This window comes from Corynebacterium minutissimum (assembly GCF_000805675.1).
GTDB lineage: Bacteria > Actinomycetota > Actinomycetes > Mycobacteriales > Mycobacteriaceae > Corynebacterium > Corynebacterium minutissimum.
This window is the reverse complement of record NZ_JSEF01000012.1, coordinates 85,081-100,373: the sequence shown is the minus strand read 5'-3', so window position 1 is coordinate 100,373 and position 15,293 is coordinate 85,081. Positions and strand designations below refer to the sequence as shown.

17 protein-coding genes and 1 tRNA gene are annotated in these 15,293 nt (G+C 59.0%); 7 read left to right on the top strand and 11 right to left on the bottom strand.

Features of this window, described 5'->3' with window-relative positions; translation table 11 throughout:
* Positions 1 to 2: 2 nt before the first annotated feature.
* Entirely contained in the window at positions 3 to 644 is a 642-nt protein-coding gene (locus NX84_RS06780; protein WP_039675177.1) for a uracil-DNA glycosylase, read from the bottom strand.
* A complete protein-coding gene (locus tag NX84_RS06775) occupies positions 641 to 1,600 on the bottom strand; it encodes a thiamine-phosphate kinase (protein WP_039675175.1) in 960 nt (319 codons plus the stop codon). Before NX84_RS06775 ends, NX84_RS06780 begins: the two co-directional genes overlap by 4 nt.
* Before the next feature lie 46 nt (positions 1,601 to 1,646).
* Here NX84_RS06775 and NX84_RS06770 point away from each other — a divergent pair, with 46 nt between their 5' ends.
* Entirely contained in the window at positions 1,647 to 2,552 is a 906-nt protein-coding gene (locus NX84_RS06770) for a DUF3515 domain-containing protein (RefSeq protein ID WP_039675173.1), read from the top strand.
* A 7-nt stretch (positions 2,553 to 2,559) separates the two neighbouring features.
* Here NX84_RS06770 and NX84_RS06765 read toward each other — a convergent pair whose 3' ends face one another.
* The gene (locus tag NX84_RS06765; protein ID WP_039675170.1) at positions 2,560 to 3,630 is read right to left on the bottom strand and encodes a D-alanine--D-alanine ligase family protein; all 1,071 of its coding nucleotides are present in this window, start codon (positions 3,628 to 3,630) and stop codon (positions 2,560 to 2,562) included.
* A 21-nt stretch (positions 3,631 to 3,651) separates the two neighbouring features.
* Entirely contained in the window at positions 3,652 to 4,650 is a 999-nt protein-coding gene (locus tag NX84_RS06760; protein ID WP_039675168.1) for an NAD(P)H-dependent glycerol-3-phosphate dehydrogenase, read from the bottom strand.
* A gap of 148 nt (positions 4,651 to 4,798) precedes the next feature.
* On the opposite strand from NX84_RS06760, the gene NX84_RS06755 reads away from it, so the two are divergent.
* Complete coding sequence (locus tag NX84_RS06755) at positions 4,799 to 5,797, top strand: NUDIX hydrolase (RefSeq protein ID WP_039675166.1); 999 nt, start codon at positions 4,799 to 4,801, stop codon at positions 5,795 to 5,797.
* Between the two features lie 70 nt (positions 5,798 to 5,867).
* Here the strand turns inward: NX84_RS06755 and NX84_RS06750 are convergent, their stop codons facing one another.
* From NX84_RS06750 to leuC, 4 genes are all read right to left on the bottom strand, one after another.
* Positions 5,868 to 6,848 (bottom strand): hypothetical protein, encoded by a 981-nt coding sequence (locus NX84_RS06750; protein WP_126297607.1) that lies wholly within the window; start codon positions 6,846 to 6,848, stop codon positions 5,868 to 5,870.
* 125 nt (positions 6,849 to 6,973) lie between these two features.
* Positions 6,974 to 8,176 carry a hypothetical protein gene (locus tag NX84_RS06745; RefSeq protein ID WP_052319695.1) on the bottom strand — a complete coding sequence of 401 codons (1,203 nt, stop codon included), beginning with the start codon at positions 8,174 to 8,176 and terminating at the stop codon, positions 6,974 to 6,976.
* Positions 8,177 to 8,298: 122 nt separating this feature from the next.
* Positions 8,299 to 8,889, bottom strand: coding sequence for a 3-isopropylmalate dehydratase small subunit (gene leuD, locus NX84_RS06735; protein WP_039675161.1), 591 nt, complete (start codon positions 8,887 to 8,889; stop codon positions 8,299 to 8,301).
* A 46-nt stretch (positions 8,890 to 8,935) separates the two neighbouring features.
* Positions 8,936 to 10,360 (bottom strand): 3-isopropylmalate dehydratase large subunit, encoded by a 1,425-nt coding sequence (gene leuC, locus NX84_RS06730; RefSeq protein ID WP_039675159.1) that lies wholly within the window; start codon positions 10,358 to 10,360, stop codon positions 8,936 to 8,938.
* A 48-nt stretch (positions 10,361 to 10,408) separates the two neighbouring features.
* Between leuC and NX84_RS06725 the strand changes: the two genes are divergently transcribed.
* Positions 10,409 to 11,107 carry an IclR family transcriptional regulator gene (locus tag NX84_RS06725; protein WP_039675157.1) on the top strand — a complete coding sequence of 233 codons (699 nt, stop codon included), beginning with the start codon at positions 10,409 to 10,411 and terminating at the stop codon, positions 11,105 to 11,107.
* An 18-nt stretch (positions 11,108 to 11,125) separates the two neighbouring features.
* Here NX84_RS06725 and NX84_RS06720 read toward each other — a convergent pair whose 3' ends face one another.
* Positions 11,126 to 11,911 carry a chymotrypsin family serine protease gene (locus NX84_RS06720; protein ID WP_039675155.1) on the bottom strand — a complete coding sequence of 262 codons (786 nt, stop codon included), beginning with the start codon at positions 11,909 to 11,911 and terminating at the stop codon, positions 11,126 to 11,128.
* A gap of 103 nt (positions 11,912 to 12,014) precedes the next feature.
* Between NX84_RS06720 and NX84_RS06715 the strand changes: the two genes are divergently transcribed.
* Positions 12,015 to 12,305 carry a hypothetical protein gene (locus NX84_RS06715; RefSeq protein WP_039675153.1) on the top strand — a complete coding sequence of 97 codons (291 nt, stop codon included), beginning with the start codon at positions 12,015 to 12,017 and terminating at the stop codon, positions 12,303 to 12,305.
* 106 nt (positions 12,306 to 12,411) lie between these two features.
* On the top strand, positions 12,412 to 13,173 hold the full coding sequence (locus NX84_RS06710) for a hypothetical protein (RefSeq protein WP_039675151.1): 762 nt from the start codon (positions 12,412 to 12,414) through the stop codon (positions 13,171 to 13,173).
* 64 nt (positions 13,174 to 13,237) lie between these two features.
* On the opposite strand, the gene NX84_RS06705 is transcribed toward NX84_RS06710, so the two are convergent.
* Positions 13,238 to 13,310, bottom strand: a tRNA-Glu gene (locus NX84_RS06705).
* 669 nt (positions 13,311 to 13,979) lie between these two features.
* Here NX84_RS06705 and NX84_RS06700 point away from each other — a divergent pair.
* Both NX84_RS06700 and NX84_RS06695 read left to right on the top strand, forming a co-directional pair.
* The gene (locus NX84_RS06700) at positions 13,980 to 14,384 is read left to right on the top strand and encodes a hypothetical protein (protein WP_039675149.1); all 405 of its coding nucleotides are present in this window, start codon (positions 13,980 to 13,982) and stop codon (positions 14,382 to 14,384) included.
* Positions 14,377 to 14,706 carry a transcriptional regulator gene (locus NX84_RS06695; RefSeq protein ID WP_039675147.1) on the top strand — a complete coding sequence of 110 codons (330 nt, stop codon included), beginning with the start codon at positions 14,377 to 14,379 and terminating at the stop codon, positions 14,704 to 14,706. Before NX84_RS06700 ends, NX84_RS06695 begins: the two co-directional genes overlap by 8 nt.
* On the opposite strand, the gene NX84_RS06690 is transcribed toward NX84_RS06695, so the two are convergent.
* Positions 14,701 to 15,267 carry an RBBP9/YdeN family alpha/beta hydrolase gene (locus tag NX84_RS06690; RefSeq protein ID WP_039675145.1) on the bottom strand — a complete coding sequence of 189 codons (567 nt, stop codon included), beginning with the start codon at positions 15,265 to 15,267 and terminating at the stop codon, positions 14,701 to 14,703. The two genes, NX84_RS06695 and NX84_RS06690, sit on opposite strands and share 6 nt — an antisense overlap.
* Positions 15,268 to 15,293: the final 26 nt, after the last annotated feature.

Genomic DNA, 15,293 nt, shown 5'->3' with positions numbered 1-15,293 from the left:
GTTTACAAGCGCCAGTCCACGGGCGTGACGCCGCGGGCCTCAAGGGCTGCATTGGCACGGGAGAAAGGCTTCGAGCCAAAGAATCCGCGCCGCGCTGACAACGGTGAAGGATGCGGTGAGGTTATGCACTCAGTACCGGGAAGAAAAGCTTGGCAGCTCTGGGCATCACGTCCCCACAGTATGGCGACGATGTCACGGCCCGCCAGCGCCCGAATTGCGGCTTCCGTAATCGGCTCCCATCCAATGCGTCGGTGCGAGCCCGCTTGACCGGGTGCCACGGTTAGAACGCGGTTGAGCATGAGCACGCCCTGGTTGAACCAGGCGCGCAGGTCCCCGTCCGCACGGCCTTGAATACCCAGGTCGTCGTGGAGCTCAGCGTAAATATTCTTCAGTGACCGGGGTGCGGCCACACCTGGCCGTGTGGAGAAAGACAGGCCCATCGCATGCCCTGGGGTGGGATACGGGTCTTGGCCCACGATGAGTACGCGGACCTCATCAACTGGCAGCGACAATGCGGCGAAAACATCTTCAGCTGGCGGCAGATAACTCTGTCCAATGCGCTGTTCAATGCGCGGAAGGTTCTCCTCAAGCGCCGCACGAATGTGCGGCAACCAGGAATAGTGGATGCGCGAGGTATCAATCATGCAAAACTCTCCCAACCGCCGGTGAAGCGCGGTGCTTCGCCACCTACTGTCACGCCCGTTCCGCGCAGGACCGAACCTACTGCGCGGAAGCCAGAGGGAGCTTCCTTGAACGTCGTGGCCAGCAACGTGTGGTCCTCACCGCCAGCGAGGACCCATTCCCATGGATCCACCTCCAGCACCGCACCAGCGGCAGCCAGAAGAGGGTCAGGCGCAATAGCTGCCGGGTCCAAGTCGATGTGCACCGACGAGCGCTGCGCCATCAGTCCTACATCACGCACCAGCCCATCGGAGTTATCCGTCATTGCGGTCGAACCAGTAGCGCGCGCAATGACCCCTCGACCAGGGGTGAGGGTGGGGGAACAGTGAGCGTCGACAAGCGGCCACAAATCCTCCAACTCCTGCGGTAGTGCCCGTCCGAATCGCTCGAGCAAGGCCAGCCCGGCTGCGGAGTATCCAATCTTGCCGTGCGCCACGAGGGTTTGCCCCGCGCGCGCCTTATCCAAGGTCAACGGTGCACCACTTCCACCGAGCGAACCAAGCGCCGTGACGTTGAGCACGAAGTTATCGCTGCGGGTGAGGTCGCCTCCGACGAGCTCAGCGTTGTACATCGCACAGCGCTCGGCGATTCCCTGCGCAATGCCGCGCACAAAATTCACCGGTGTGTCCCCAGGAGCCGCAATGGCGAGGAGAGCCGCGGTCGGGCGCGCACCCATCGCCTCAATATCCGCAAAATTGCGCACAATCGCCTTCTGCCCGACCTCTGCAGCCGTCGACCAGTCTCGGCGGAAATGGCGGCCTTCCACCATCATGTCCGTCGACGCCACAGTGCGGGAATTCGGTGCTGCTGGATACAGCACCGCGGCATCGTCGCCGTTGAGAGCGCTGGGCGCAGCGGCGACGATCTCATGAATGACGTGCCTTTCCCCGGCTTGCTCGAGCGTGTGCGACAAACCCATCGTCTCCTTCTCTCTTTTCCGGCTTCGGGGGTTAGGATATGCCCCTATGGATACCCAATTTAACCGCACCGCCATCTACGTCTCACTCGGGCTAGCCATCAGCATGGTGTTTGCGGTGTTGTTGGGCGCCAAGTTCGTCTTCACCAACGCCGCGCAGCAACCGGTAGCCTTGCCTCCTACCCCCTTTGAGGCAGCGGACTCCCCCGAATGCGCGCAGCTGGTGGAAACGCTTCCTGACGAGCTCTTAGGCCACCCTCGCGCCGAACTCGCTGAGCCCGCACCTGCTGGCGCTGCCGCGTGGTCGAGCTCCTCTGAGGAGCGCGTTACTCTTCGGTGCGGCGTGGATTTGCCCCAGCAATACACGGAGTATTCACAAACCACTGACGTCGATGGTGAGGCCTGGCTCCAGGTCGTCGACGCCACCCCAGGTTCTCATCTCACCACCTGGTACACCACTAAGCGCAGCCCCGCTATCGCAGTGACGACCACAGGTGACAAGGCACCGCAAGGGCTTGGCGACGCCCTCTCGTCCCTCCCCCAAAAATCCCTACAGCCAAACCCTGCCCCGCTGTCGAAGCTTGCGTCCGGTCCGGATTCCATGTGCCCGGACCTTGAGGCGGCACTGCCAGAATCCCTCGCGGAGGGCTATACACGCCGCGAGGACGTAGGCGATGACAACACGTGGGTCTTTAGCGCACCGGGCCGCGAGGAGATCGTCGTGCGCTGTGGTGTAGCCGCCCCAGAGAATTACGCTGCCGGTGCGCAGCTGCAGCAAGTCAACGAAGTGCCGTGGTTTGAGGACACAACCTTGGGCGAGGGCACGACGGCCGGCACCTGGTTCGCCTTGGGACGCGCTGAAGACCTCGCACTTTCAGCTCCGCAGGATGCGGCGAACTCGGCACTGGTGCGGCTTAGCGACGCCCTTGCCGAGGCCACCCCGGAACAGTCATAACGCTGTATCAACCGCGCGCCAGCGCGGTCTGAACAAGCGTATCGAGAAGCTCCGCATAACTCACGCCATCGGCGGCAAAGACCTGCGGGTACATCGAAATCGGGGTAAAGCCCGGGAAGGTATTGACCTCGTTGATGTAGTAGGTGTCTTCGGTGATGAAGAAATCTACGCGGGACAAACCTGCCGCACCTAGTGCGCGGAAGGCTTCGATAGCGCGCTCGCGGATTTCGGTGGTGAGTTCCTCGCTCAGCGGTGCGGGAATTTCAGCGGAGACTCCTTCATCAAGGTACTTCGCATCGAAGCCATAGAAGCCTTCCTCGGACTCGGTGGTCCCCAGTAGCTTGGCCGGGACAGACGCTTGAAGGGTTCCGTCCGGGTGCTCAAGTACGCCGACTTCGACTTCGGCGCCGCAGATTTCAGGCTCCACGAGCACCTTATCGTCGGATTCGTAGGCCAGCTTCACGGCCGCCTCAAAGTCCTCCCAGGCCGAGACCTTGGAGACCCCGATGGAGGAACCACCACGTGCCGGCTTCACAAAAACGGGAAGGCCAAGGCGGTCTTTCTGGACGTCGTCCAGCGCCGTTTCTCCAGTAAGCACCACCTGCGGTGCCACGGGCAAGCCCTCAGCCACGAGAAGCTTCTTGGTGAATTCCTTGTCCATCCCCACAGCAGAAGCCAACACTCCGGCACCCACGTAGGGGATGCCCGAAAGCTCGAAGAGGCCCTGCACCGTGCCGTCCTCGCCGAAAGGCCCGTGAAGGACCGGCACGATGACATCAACCTCGGTGTAATGCTCGTGGCGGGTGACGTTGTGGATGCGTCCACGGGTGGCCGGGTTAAGAGAGAGCGCAAGCTCATCGTGGAGCTCAACTTCCGGCATGCGGCCATGAACAATCTCAAGCCCCTCACGGGTGCCCTGGGTCCACGTGCCATCACGGGTAATACCGATGGGCACAACGTCATACTTCGCCGGATCGAGGTGCTCCATGATGGCACCGGCAGAAATGCAGGACACCGAGTGCTCGGAGCTGCGCCCACCGTAGACAACGGCCACGCGCACAGGTTTCGCTTCAGTCATACCCGGCAACTTTACTCGGCTTTACTCCGCCTTCTTGGTGCGACCCATCAGAGCCACGATCATGTCGTCCACACTGACCCCTCGATGGCACACGCCATAGACGGCCTGGGTAATCGGCATCTCGACACCCGCGCGCTGTGCAAGGCGGAAAATCGAGTCAGAGGAAATCACGCCTTCCGCTACCTGACCGTTAGTGGCAGCCTTGGCTTCCTCCAATGTCCCGCCTTGGCCCAGGCGGTAGCCGAAGGTGCGGTTACGCGAAAGTGTTGAGCTACACGTGGCCACAAGGTCACCCATGCCAGCCAGACCGGAGAACGTAAATGGATCTGCTCCCAGCTCCACGCCAAGGCGCGTTATCTCTGCCAAGCCGCGGGTGATGATGGTGGCCATGGTGTTATTGCCCAATCCTTTGCCGGAGGCCATACCGCAGGCGAGGGCGATGACGTTCTTGCAGGCACCGCCGATTTCTGCACCGATGACATCGGTGTTCGTATAAGGGCGGAAGTACGGCGCTGCGGCCGCGTGCTGGACTTCCTGTGCACGGTTCTCGTCGGTACAGGCAATAACGGTAGCGGCTGGTTGCTCCTGGGCCACCTCTTTGGCCAGGTTCGGCCCAGAGAGTACGGCGATACGGTCTTCTTCTACGCCTGCGGCGTCGGCGATGACCTCACTCATCAGGTTCAGTGTTTCCTTCTCCACGCCCTTGGAAATAGAAACCAGCGTGGCGTCTTTAGGCAACAAGGGCGCCCACGTTGTCAGGTTGCTGCGCAAGGTCTGGGAAGGCACGCCGAAAATCACAATGGACGCACCGCTCAATGCCTGTGCGGGATCCGTCGTTGCCTCGATGCTCTCGGGCAGTGGCAGGTCCGGCAAGTAGTCAGGATTCTCGTGGCGGGTATTAATAGCTGCGGCCAGCTCCTCACGGCGTGCCCACAGACGGACCTCGTTCCCGGCGTCCGCAAAGACTTTGGCCAGCGTGGTTCCCCACGATCCAGCTCCCATCACAGCCACATTAACCATGTGCCACCTCACTTTTAGAACAGGTTTGTCGGTTTTCACCATTAAAGCACGCTCCGCTTTAGAGCACGTTCGGCGCGTAAGACTGCATCCTTGTGGTCAGTGGAGGAAAATGGGATACGCGAAAAACACCGGCGTTTGAAGGAGCAGCATGCCCAAGGCAAAAAACATGCACGAAACGGACAAGGACGTTCAGTCGGAGGTGTTTATTTCCGGCCGTCACCAGGAAGTTCCTGTGGATCCGGCCGATGAGTTCAAGCGCACCACTCTCGCTGCCGGTGCCGTTTTGTGGCGCGGCGATCCGCAAGATCCGGAGGTCGCCCTCATTCACCGCCCGCGTTATGACGACTGGTCCTTGCCCAAGGGAAAGGTTGACCCGGGCGAGTCTCTCCCCACAACAGCAGCGCGCGAAATCCTTGAGGAGACGGGCTACACGGTGCGTCTAGGCAAGCTCATTGGCAAGGTAGCCTACCCGGTCCAAGGCCGTACAAAGGTGGTGTACTACTGGATGGCTCGCGTACTGGAGGGCACCTACACTCCCAACGATGAGACCGATGAGCTGCGTTGGATGAAAATTGATGAAGCCTGCGAACTGCTCTCCTACGAAGTAGACACCCAGGTCCTCGCCAAGGCTCAGAAGCGCCTGCGCTCGGCACCCACGACGCGCGTGCTCTACGTTCGTCATGCCCATGCGCATCAGCGCCGTTCCTGGGAGGGCGACGATGACTTGCGCCCGCTCGATAAGAAGGGCCGCCGCCAGGCAGAGATGCTCGTGCCCATGCTTTCCCCGTATCACCCCACGGCCATCTACTGCGCCTTCCCGCAGCGTTGCCAGCAGACTGCTGCTCCACTTGCTGACGAGCTGGGGATGGACATTGCCATCAACAAGGCCTTCGGCGATGAAGTATTTGATGCCAATCCCGATGTCGCGCGCGCGGCTTTTCAGCGCGTCGTCGACGGCGGCGGAGTCCCCGTCATTGTCAGCCAGGGACTTACTATTCCCGGCATCATCGAGTCCTACGCCCCGAAGTTCATCACCACTCCGATTGAGGAGCTGAAGTTTAAGAAAGCCTCGGTCTGGGTTCTGTCCTTCAACGATGGCGAGCTCACCGGCGCGGACTACCTAGCTAGCCCACTACCAGTGCGCTAACTACTCACTGGAAGGTTTGCTCACGGGGAGGAATTCCGTCTTTTGGCTCATGCCTCCGCCGCCCTCACGATTATGGCCATAGCCTGCACTGCTGTTGTGAGAGGGCACGAGCGGCAATCGCGAAACCCAACGCCGTAATGGGAAAGGCGGGGATGAGGCCGATCAACGGCATCAACGAGAAGGCGAACTGTATCAGCCCGAGCAGAACGACAATGCCCAAAGAGGTACCGAAGTTCTGGCGCACCATCTGTTGGGACAGGCTCAGGCACTGCCCCACAGAAAGGGAGGGTTCTTTGGCCTTAATGACCGGTGCTGCCCAGAACAGCACCATCGCAATAATGCCGGGGATGATGAGCACAAAGCCCACGGTGACAATAAGTCCTACGCACAGAAAGACCTTCATCAGACCAGCGACGGATTTGAACTGAAAGAAGTCTCCGAAAGTGAGTTTTTCACCGTCCATCGCCTTGTTGGCGGCAAAGCAAAAGTTTGCCTGCATCCACAACATGCAGGCAAACACGCAACCAAAGATTGCGCCGAACGTCAGCAGCAAGGCGACGACACCCGCAAAATTCAAAGGTTCAGAGCCCGCGGTTGAGGAAACGCTGCCCATAACAATGGCGACGATGAAGGACACCGCCATCACGGCAAAATTGACCGCAAAATAGACAGCGGTAAGTATGCCCAGATGGGCAAGGATACCCACGATCCACTCCGCGGCAGCATCCCCGAAGGCTTTAAAAGACTGCCCAATAATATAGCCGGGCTCTGCCTGCGGCACCCCCATCATCACTGGGGGCTGCTGCGGCCATGGCCCTTGTTGATACGGGCCGGTTGCGTTGAAGTGGTTCCCATAGGAGCCCGAGTAGTTTCCGCCGCCATAGGGCCCCGGCTGATAGGGGCCACCGTGTCCTGAGTAGGGCGGCACCCCTCCTCCCTGCGCTCCATAACCAGATTGGTGTGGCCCCATGTTGGAGCTGGAGGAGCCTCCGAATCCGCCATTCCCGGCGTACCCGGATGGCCCGTCATATCCTTCGTATGGGTTGCTCATGCACTGGAGTTTATAGGGATTCTCAGTATCGGCGAGCTGAAATACGCCTTAGCTGCGATCTCTGGGTCCCATTCCCCACGCCGAGCAGACACTTACGCCGGGCAGACACTTACGCCGAGCTGCTGTTAGGCCCAGCGCATGGCCGGACGCTGACGCACAGCGCGCACGAAGAGGAACTCGCCCAAGCCCCTGAGCGGGAGAGCACAGAGTACACCAACGATGGGGATAAGCATGAACAAACTCACCACGATGGAGAACACAATATAGAACAGCAGCATTTGGCCGAAGTTGCTCGTGACGAGGTTCATCGATTCTTTGAAGCAATCACCGATGCTCTTTTCGGGATCGTCAGCCTTGATACCTGGCGCCGCCCAAAAGAGCACAGCCGCCACGATGCCCGGAATGATGAGAAAGGAACCGATGACAACGATAACGATGTAGCAGAGATGCACACCGAAGATGCCCTTTAGGTTGTCACCCTTGAAGTAGTCGACGAAAGAGACTGTTTCACCATTGGCAATCTTGCGCGACGCGGAGTAACAGCCAGCGTACATCCACGCAGTGATAAGGATCGCCGAGAGGTAGACAACAATGAGAACGAGAATGCTCAATACACCAAGACCCGCAGCACCGCCGCTGGAATAAGTATCGGTTACCGGGTCATAGGAAGTTGCGGCAGTAGACGCCGCGCCGATGCCGAAAACAAACATGGGCAAGAAAATCCCAATGCCCATTACTGCGAAGTAAGCAAGAGCGGCGAGGGCACCAGGCATAGGCTGCTTGAAATAGCCCTTAAACGCCTGACCGACGGAATCCATGGCGTCAGGCGGCGAGACAGTCAAACCATTCTGCTGCTGGTACCCCGCAGCATAAGCGCCCTGCTGCTGGTACCCCGCAGCATAAGCGCCCTGCTGCTGGTAGCCCGCGCCATAAGCGCCTTGCTGCTGGTAGCCCGCGCCATAAGCGTTGGGATCCTGGTAGCCCTGACCGTACGTATTCTGGCCGGCACCGTAGGAGTTCTCTCCATACGAATTCCCGCCGTAGGAGTTGGAATTCCCACCATACGAGTCACCGCCGTAGGCGTTGTTCCCATAGCTGTTCTGGTCGGAGCCATAGGTGTTTCCGCCATAGGAATTGTCACCGTAGGAGTTTCCTCCAGTGGTGTTGTTCCCAAAGCCGCCTTGGTTGCCGCTTTGATCGGAGCCATAGGCGTTACCGCCGTTGGAGGTTCCGCCGTTGGAACCGAAGGAACCGAAGCCGTTCTGGCCGTTGTTCCCGCCCTGCTGATTGCCGGACGGGTCTCTATTGCTATCAAAAGGGTTGGTCATGCGGAAAATACTAAAGGCACCCTGTTAAGGGTGCCACGCGAGATGGGGAATGCTACCCCTTCGTTTTCCTCAAGAGGGGTTAGCAGCGGTTAGTCCTTAGCCCTTTTCTTTCACGACGAACGCTATGACGCGCCCACACGCGGCTTGAATGAGGAACGGCCAGCTTCGAAAGCTTCAATGTCCGCCTCGTTACGCAGGGTAAGGCCAATATCGTCGAGGCCTTCCATGAGGCGCCAACGAGTGTAGTCATCGATGTCGAACGTATAGCTGTTGCCACCAACGGTCACGGTGCGTGCCTCAAGATCAACGCTCACCTGAGTTTCACCGGCCTCCAACTGCTTCCAAATAAGCTCGATATCCTCCTGTGCCATCAACCCGGTCAACAGCCCGGCTTTGCCGGAGTTGCCGCGGAAGATATCAGCAAAGCGCGAGGAAAATACGGCCTTGAAACCGTACTCCGCCAGCGCCCAGACTGCGTGCTCGCGGGAGGAGCCCGTGCCGAAGTCTGGACCGGCGAAGAGGACTGAACCATCTTTGAATTGTGGCTGGTTGAGCACAAAGTTCTCATCCGAGCGCCAATTTGAGAACAGCCCCTCAGCAAAACCCGTGCGCTTGACGGACTTGAGGTAGCGAGCCGGAATGATCTGATCTGTATCCACGTTCGAAGCGCGCAGCGGAACACCTACACCGGTGTGGTTTAAAAACTTGTCCATTGTCTTCTGCTTTCTCCGTATCTTCCTTGTACTTCCTCGTGGCTTCTTAGCCGTTGATGTCGGCCGGTGATGCCAGGTGGCCCAGAACCGCGGTGGCTGCTGCGACAGCTGGGGAGACTAGGTGGGTACGCCCGCCAGGGCCCTGACGGCCTTCGAAGTTGCGGTTGCTTGTCGACGCCGACCGTTCCCCCGGTTTCAACTGGTCCGGGTTCATGCCCAGACACATCGAACAGCCAGCCGTACGCCACTCCGCGCCAAAGTCGGTGAAGATCTTGTCCAGACCTTCTTCTTCAGCTTGGGCCTTAACTACAGCAGAAGAAGGAACAACCATCATGCGAGTATCGGCAGCAATGGTTCGACCCTTCACCACCTCGGCGGCTGCGCGCAAGTCCTCGATGCGCGCGTTGGTGCAGGAACCGAGGAATACGGTGTCGATCTGGATGTCTCGCAGCGGAGTGCCCGGAGTGAGAGCCATGTAGGCCAGAGCCTTCTCGGTCGCCGCCTTCTCACCTTCATCGCCGAACGATTCCGGATCCGGCACTGAGGCGCTCAACGGCAGGCCCTGCCCCGGGTTAGTTCCCCAGGTAACGAACGGGGTCAGAGCGGAGCCGTCGATCTCCACGACGGTATCGAACTCAGCGCCTTCATCAGTCGGCAGCGTCTTCCAGTACTCCACGGCGGCATCCCAGTCTTTACCCTTCGGGGAGAACTCACGCCCCTTGACGTACTCAAACGTGGTCTCATCTGGGGCCACCATGCCGGCACGGGCACCAGCCTCAATAGACATGTTGCAGATCGTCATGCGAGCTTCCATCGACATCTTTCGAATAGCTTCGCCGCGGTACTCAATAATGTGGCCCTGGCCGCCGCCGGTGCCGATCTTGGCAATAATGGCAAGAATCAAGTCCTTGGCAGATACTCCTTCAGCCAATTCACCAGAGACCTCAATGGCCATGGTCTTAAAGGGCTTTAGTGACAGTGTCTGGGTAGCCATGACGTGCTCGACTTCGGAGGTGCCAATGCCCATCGCGATGGAGCCGAACGCGCCGTGTGTTGAGGTGTGGGAGTCACCGCACACGATGGTCATGCCAGGTTGGGTAATGCCGAGCTGCGGGCCAACGGTGTGCACGATACCCTGCTGTTCGTCACCCATCGCATGCAGTCGTACGCCAAACTCCTCGCAGTTCTCGCGCAGGGTGGAAACCTGGGTACGGGATACCTCGTCCTTAATCTCCAGCAGGTTACCGGTCTTGATACCCACTGTAGGAACGTTATGATCTTCGGTGGCTAGGTGCAGCTCTGGGTGACGCATCGTGCGTCCAGCCAGGCGCAGCCCATCAAAGGCCTGCGGGCTGGTAACTTCATGCAGGAGCTGGAAATCGATAAAGAGGAGATCTGGCTCCCCATTCTCGCCCTTGCGCACGATGTGGTCACGCCACACCTTCTCTGCCAGTGTCAGTTTCTCAGTCATAAGCCTCTCCACTTGAAATCTCAATTAATGGGACGTAGATTTCATTGTATGGGAGAGTATAGCGCAGTATCAGGAATAAAGGTATTGGATCGCGCCGTCGCAATCATGATGGCCGCAACCAACCACCCCTCCACACTCAACGAGCTCTGCGAGACCACAGGTTTACCACGAGCCACCGCCCACCGTCTGGCGACCGCACTGGAAGCACACCGCATCCTCACCCGCACCGCTGACGGCAAGTGGGGCGCGGGCCCTGCCCTGCCGGGAAACCGAGACCGCATCATCGAAACCGCCGGCCCCATCATGGAGGAACTCCTCGAGGCCACCGGTGAATCCGTCCAACTCTACGAACTCTCTGGCACAACACGCACCTGCATCGCTACCCGCGAGCCGGAGTTTGGGCTACACAACGTAGTCCCCGTTGGCCGCCAACTACCCCTCACGTCTGGCTCGGCAGCACGCATCTTCGCCGCTTTTGGGGACGTCCATGTATCAGACGCCCTCTTCAGCGAGCGCGATGTTGAGCTCGCGCGCGAGAATGGCTACTCAGAATCTATCGAAGAGCGCGAGTCTAACCTCGCCTCCGTGTCCGCCCCCGTCTTCGATAGCGCAGGGACGTTCATTGCTGTTCTCTCTGTGTCAGGCTCAGCAGATCGCTTTCGCCCCTCCCCGGCGGAGAAGTTTGCGCCTGTGCTAGTTGACGCCGCCAAGCGCCTCACCGAAGCACTCTCCACTGATGGCGTCTAGGCAAGCCCGAAGGTCCTCCTACATACTCAAGCCGAAGTAGGCAGCAAGTCCGCGCAGCCCTTCAGGGCCCTTACTACTCGTAGAAGAGAAGGCCTCTCCCCTTTCCTGCACTGAACGCACCACGTTGGCCGGTTCACGATTCGGGCGACGCGGCACATAGCCCTGGTGCGGCAGTCGCGCGAGCTCGTCTGCATGCGGCATACGGGCATAGTTGGAAAAGGTTATCTCCTGACCATTGCGGTTGACCACGGTAATGCCCTGATAGATGCCTACAACCCCAGGACGGCCTTCAATAGAGACTGACCCGCCGCTATCGCCAGGGGCAAGCGAGAAACCTGCAGCATAGTGCATTCCCGGAAACACTCCTGGACCCCGCACGGTCGGCCCACAGTGGCGCCCCGCATAGCGGCCATCCATACACACCCTGGTGCCTTCACCTGGCGGAGTCGCCATTCCGTCACCTGTGATCGGGTTTCCGCCAGAAGAGGTTCCACCAGCGAACTGAACATAGGCCAAGTCGTGGCTTGCAGCGCCGGACGGGCTAAACCATCGCAACGTACCCACGTGTTGTCCAGAATCGGTATACACCTGCCCACCATCAAGCCCACAATGAGCCGAGGTCCAGGCGCGGGTTGGTTCAACATAGCCGACAGTGCATTCAGCGCCATCCGAGGAGATGATCTTCTGCCCCTGCGAGATCTGAACTGTGGCATCGGCGACAGCAACTGGTGCAATTAATACCGAAATCGACACGGCAAAAGTGCTGGCAGCGGCCATCAGGCTACGCGTGAGTTTCGTCGTCATGCATTTACTGTAGCACCCCCACTACCCCCGCTATTGAAATCCTAATGAAAAAGCACTTAAATGAAAACAGACTGAAAACACACGGGTTCACTAAGGAGAAGTCATGACCCACACCATCCACGAGGAACACGCCCACACCCACGGTGAAGGCTGCGGCCACGTCGCTTTCCCGCACGGCGATCACATCGACTACGTTCACGATGGCCACATCCACCGCGAGCACGAGGGCCACTGGGATGAGTGCGAGACGGCCGAGCACCACATTCACGAGGATCACGATCACGAGCACGGCGAGGGCTGCGGCCACGTCGCCATTCCGCACGGCGATCACGTCGACTACCTGCACGATGGCCACCGCCACGCCGCTCACGACGGACACTGGGACGACCACTAAATCCCAGCCGCTTTCCACACGCTGCCCGGCTACAGCACTCCACTGAGCAGGGCAGCGTTCCCCGTTTTCCCACACCATATGGCTAGGCAGGCGTTAGTGTGGGGCCATGACTTCCTCACAGACCCCCTCCTCCGCACGCCGATTCCTCACGGCACTGACCGCCGTAGCCACCGCGGGCCTCCTCGCAACTGGCTGCTCCTCTACCACCACCGAGACCGCCGCCCCAGCCACCTCCGAGGCAGCAGAGCCATCATTCAAGAACACCTACCCGGCTTTTAAACCGCTTAACGACGACGCCCACGTCGACGTACCCGCGGGACCCGAGCCCACCATTCCTGGCGGCCCCGCCCCAGAAGGACAAGCAGGCGCTCAACCGCAAGCTGCGCAGCAGCAGGGCGCACAACAACCCCAAGCAGCCCAGCAGCAGGCCCCACAGACGACACCTCCACACCTCCAGGGAGTAGAGCCCGGACAGTATGTCATGCCACCTGGAAGCCGGAAAACGATTGAATCCGCACGTATTGGTTCCCTCAACCACATACACGAGCAACTTCCAGAGAACCAGATTAACGGCGCCAAAGTCGACGTCTTTGGCACCCCTGCCACGATGTGTCAGACAGGTGATGGCTACAACATCACCTACGTCCTTGCAGGGCCAAATACCAGCTGCGATTTTGCCCGCTCGACCGCTGGCCACCTCATGAGTCTTACTATCAGCTCTTTGGAAGACCTTCGCGGATACGTTCCACCACAGATTTCCGTCACCAGTCCGGTGACCCATCAAACTTACAACCTTGCCTGCAGGACCGACGACCGCGAGATCATCCGCTGTACCGGCGGCAACAACGCCGAAATCATGATTGTCTAGAACCCTAGAAGTCGGGAAAGCGACAAAGCGCTAAGCCACATGAATGGCTTAGCGCTTTTCGTTGTACCCCGTACGGGATTTGAACCCGTGTTACCGGCGTGAGAGGCCGGCGTCCTAGGCCGCTAGACGAACGGGGCTCGTTTAGCTGTCCTTTGCGGACTTGCTAAACACTATAGGATCTCCAAAAGAATGCACAAATCGGCAGGTAATGACACTTTTAAACAGATAGAATCCCGAACCTCGTTGCCCTGTTGTGGCTGCGGTGACTACTTGAATTCTCTCGGCCTGGGTGCGGATCGAATCAGTGGTTATTCCGCTGGCTTACCGTGGGCAGCTAAGGCCGGAACACTAGTGTGCAACGCTGGAGGTTCGGGAGGACACGTGCGCTAACAGCATGTGGTGCAAGGCTCCTACTTCGCTCGAGTGTTGGCTTTAAGAAGTTATGGATTATGGCGATGCCGCCTAGTACTATCTGCTAGAGTCGCGTCGGCGATAGTGATGATTTTCAGCTTCCGCCATCCGCTCTCCTTTCTTCCGGGAATGTCCTGTACCTGCAGTGTAAGCCCGGCGCACGCACACCGGAAGCACTTAGACCAATTGGACACTGGTTTGCCCCCTGGTCCTTAAATTCAGTTCCCTTGAACCTAGGCTCTCCCCTCACCGGTATGGGGCACAACAAGACCACTGCCCTCCTAAGCCAAGAGAAGCGACCCCGTCTTTCCTGTCAATGCTTCTCACGACATCCCTTTACTTGCACCACTTGCAAGTGCTAGTCTTGCACTAGTTGCAAGTAAGGGAGCTAAACATTGAGCGACGATCTAAGAGTCATTGAGGAAGCCCAGAAACGCACCGCCTGGACTCAAAGTCCGTGGGCGGTTGCGCTTGTCGCGCTCGGCATCGGATGTGGCCTCGCGGTGACTAAGGTGTCCTGGTGGTACGGTCTCGCAGTTCTCGTACCGACCTTTATTCTGGGCTATCTCCTCAAGGACAAGATTGCGAACCCATTCGTGCGCCCCGATCCGAATATGGGGCCAAGTAACAACCGCGCGACCTGGTCACGGGTGCTGCTGCCCGGTGCAATGATCATGTCCACCACCCCAACTCCGGACTCATGGCCGTGGATGGTGGTCTGCGGCGCAGTTGTCTCTGCGGCAACGGCGTGGATGCTGTATGAGAACCGTAATGCCGCCGTAAAGGGCGTCAATGCCTAAGGAATCTACGCACCATCCAGCCGAACTGGATCCGATCATCCATCCCATTAATCGGCTCAAAATCTGCGCCACGCTATTCTCCGCAGGCGCTACTGACGGTCGGCAGATGAAATACAGTCTGCTTGCTGACCTCACGGAACTTCCCGCCGATACGCTGTCGAAGCAGTTGAAGCACCTTGAAGACAACGGCTATGTCAGCCGTACGCGCGAGTACGGCTCCACGCGGGCGAAGGATACCGTGTGGGTCACGCTTACTGAGGCAGGGGCTCAGGCCTACACGCAGCACGTGGAGGCCCTCAAAGCGATGACTAAGGGCCTATAGACTGCGCAGCCACTGCGTGAGGCGCTCCCCTAACTGTGGAAACTCGGTATAGCCGTCGCTTTCGAGGAAATGCCCCGCCTCGTGGATGGTGATGGGGGTGGCCGAGAGTGCGTCGGCAAGCTGCTGCGTTAAGACTGGGTCCACGAGGATATCGTTAGTGGACACGAAGACCTCTGTGTGAGCAATGTGGGGCTTGATAGCAGGCAGGTCGACATGTGCTTGGCCGATGAACTCGTCGAGTTCTGGAATAACGCGAAGCTTTTCCACGAACCCAGAGACGATAAAGAGCCCGGGAAGCTCCCACTCGCCTTCTAATGCCGTGAGATAGTGCAGCAGCGCGATGCCGCCCAGGCTATGCGTAATGATGCAGGTATCAGAATCTGGACGCCCAATTTCGTTGAGTATCGCCTCAACCCACTCATCCAGCTTCGGCGCATTCGGGTCTGGCAGCGCAATGGTATGAACAGCGTGTTGCCCATCGGCGGTCAGGCGTTGCTCGAGCCACGGGAACCAATGGCTATCAGGACTGGCTTGGTATCCATGAACGATATAGAAGTGCATGGTCACCGATCATAAAGAAAAAGAGT

What these genes read in the sequence shown, in the direction of transcription:
- NX84_RS06725 (WP_039675157.1), top strand. Translation starts at nt 10,409, where the DNA reads ATGGGAGAGTATAGCGCAGTATCAGGAATAAAGGTATTGGATCGCGCC.
- NX84_RS06690 (WP_039675145.1), bottom strand. Translation starts at nt 15,267, where the DNA reads ATGCACTTCTATATCGTTCATGGATACCAAGCCAGTCCTGATAGCCAT.
- leuD (WP_039675161.1), bottom strand. Translation starts at nt 8,889, where the DNA reads ATGGACAAGTTTTTAAACCACACCGGTGTAGGTGTTCCGCTGCGCGCT.
- NX84_RS06770 (WP_039675173.1), top strand. Translation starts at nt 1,647, where the DNA reads ATGGATACCCAATTTAACCGCACCGCCATCTACGTCTCACTCGGGCTA.
- NX84_RS06720 (WP_039675155.1), bottom strand. Translation starts at nt 11,911, where the DNA reads ATGACGACGAAACTCACGCGTAGCCTGATGGCCGCTGCCAGCACTTTT.
- NX84_RS06780 (WP_039675177.1), bottom strand. Translation starts at nt 644, where the DNA reads ATGATTGATACCTCGCGCATCCACTATTCCTGGTTGCCGCACATTCGT.
- leuC (WP_039675159.1), bottom strand. Translation starts at nt 10,360, where the DNA reads ATGACTGAGAAACTGACACTGGCAGAGAAGGTGTGGCGTGACCACATC.
- NX84_RS06710 (WP_039675151.1), top strand. Translation starts at nt 12,412, where the DNA reads ATGACTTCCTCACAGACCCCCTCCTCCGCACGCCGATTCCTCACGGCA.
- NX84_RS06715 (WP_039675153.1), top strand. Translation starts at nt 12,015, where the DNA reads ATGACCCACACCATCCACGAGGAACACGCCCACACCCACGGTGAAGGC.
- NX84_RS06695 (WP_039675147.1), top strand. Translation starts at nt 14,377, where the DNA reads ATGCCTAAGGAATCTACGCACCATCCAGCCGAACTGGATCCGATCATC.
- NX84_RS06755 (WP_039675166.1), top strand. Translation starts at nt 4,799, where the DNA reads ATGCCCAAGGCAAAAAACATGCACGAAACGGACAAGGACGTTCAGTCG.
- NX84_RS06765 (WP_039675170.1), bottom strand. Translation starts at nt 3,630, where the DNA reads ATGACTGAAGCGAAACCTGTGCGCGTGGCCGTTGTCTACGGTGGGCGC.
- NX84_RS06775 (WP_039675175.1), bottom strand. Translation starts at nt 1,600, where the DNA reads ATGGGTTTGTCGCACACGCTCGAGCAAGCCGGGGAAAGGCACGTCATT.
- NX84_RS06760 (WP_039675168.1), bottom strand. Translation starts at nt 4,650, where the DNA reads ATGGTTAATGTGGCTGTGATGGGAGCTGGATCGTGGGGAACCACGCTG.
- NX84_RS06750 (WP_126297607.1), bottom strand. Translation starts at nt 6,848, where the DNA reads ATGAGCAACCCATACGAAGGATATGACGGGCCATCCGGGTACGCCGGG.
- NX84_RS06745 (WP_052319695.1), bottom strand. Translation starts at nt 8,176, where the DNA reads ATGACCAACCCTTTTGATAGCAATAGAGACCCGTCCGGCAATCAGCAG.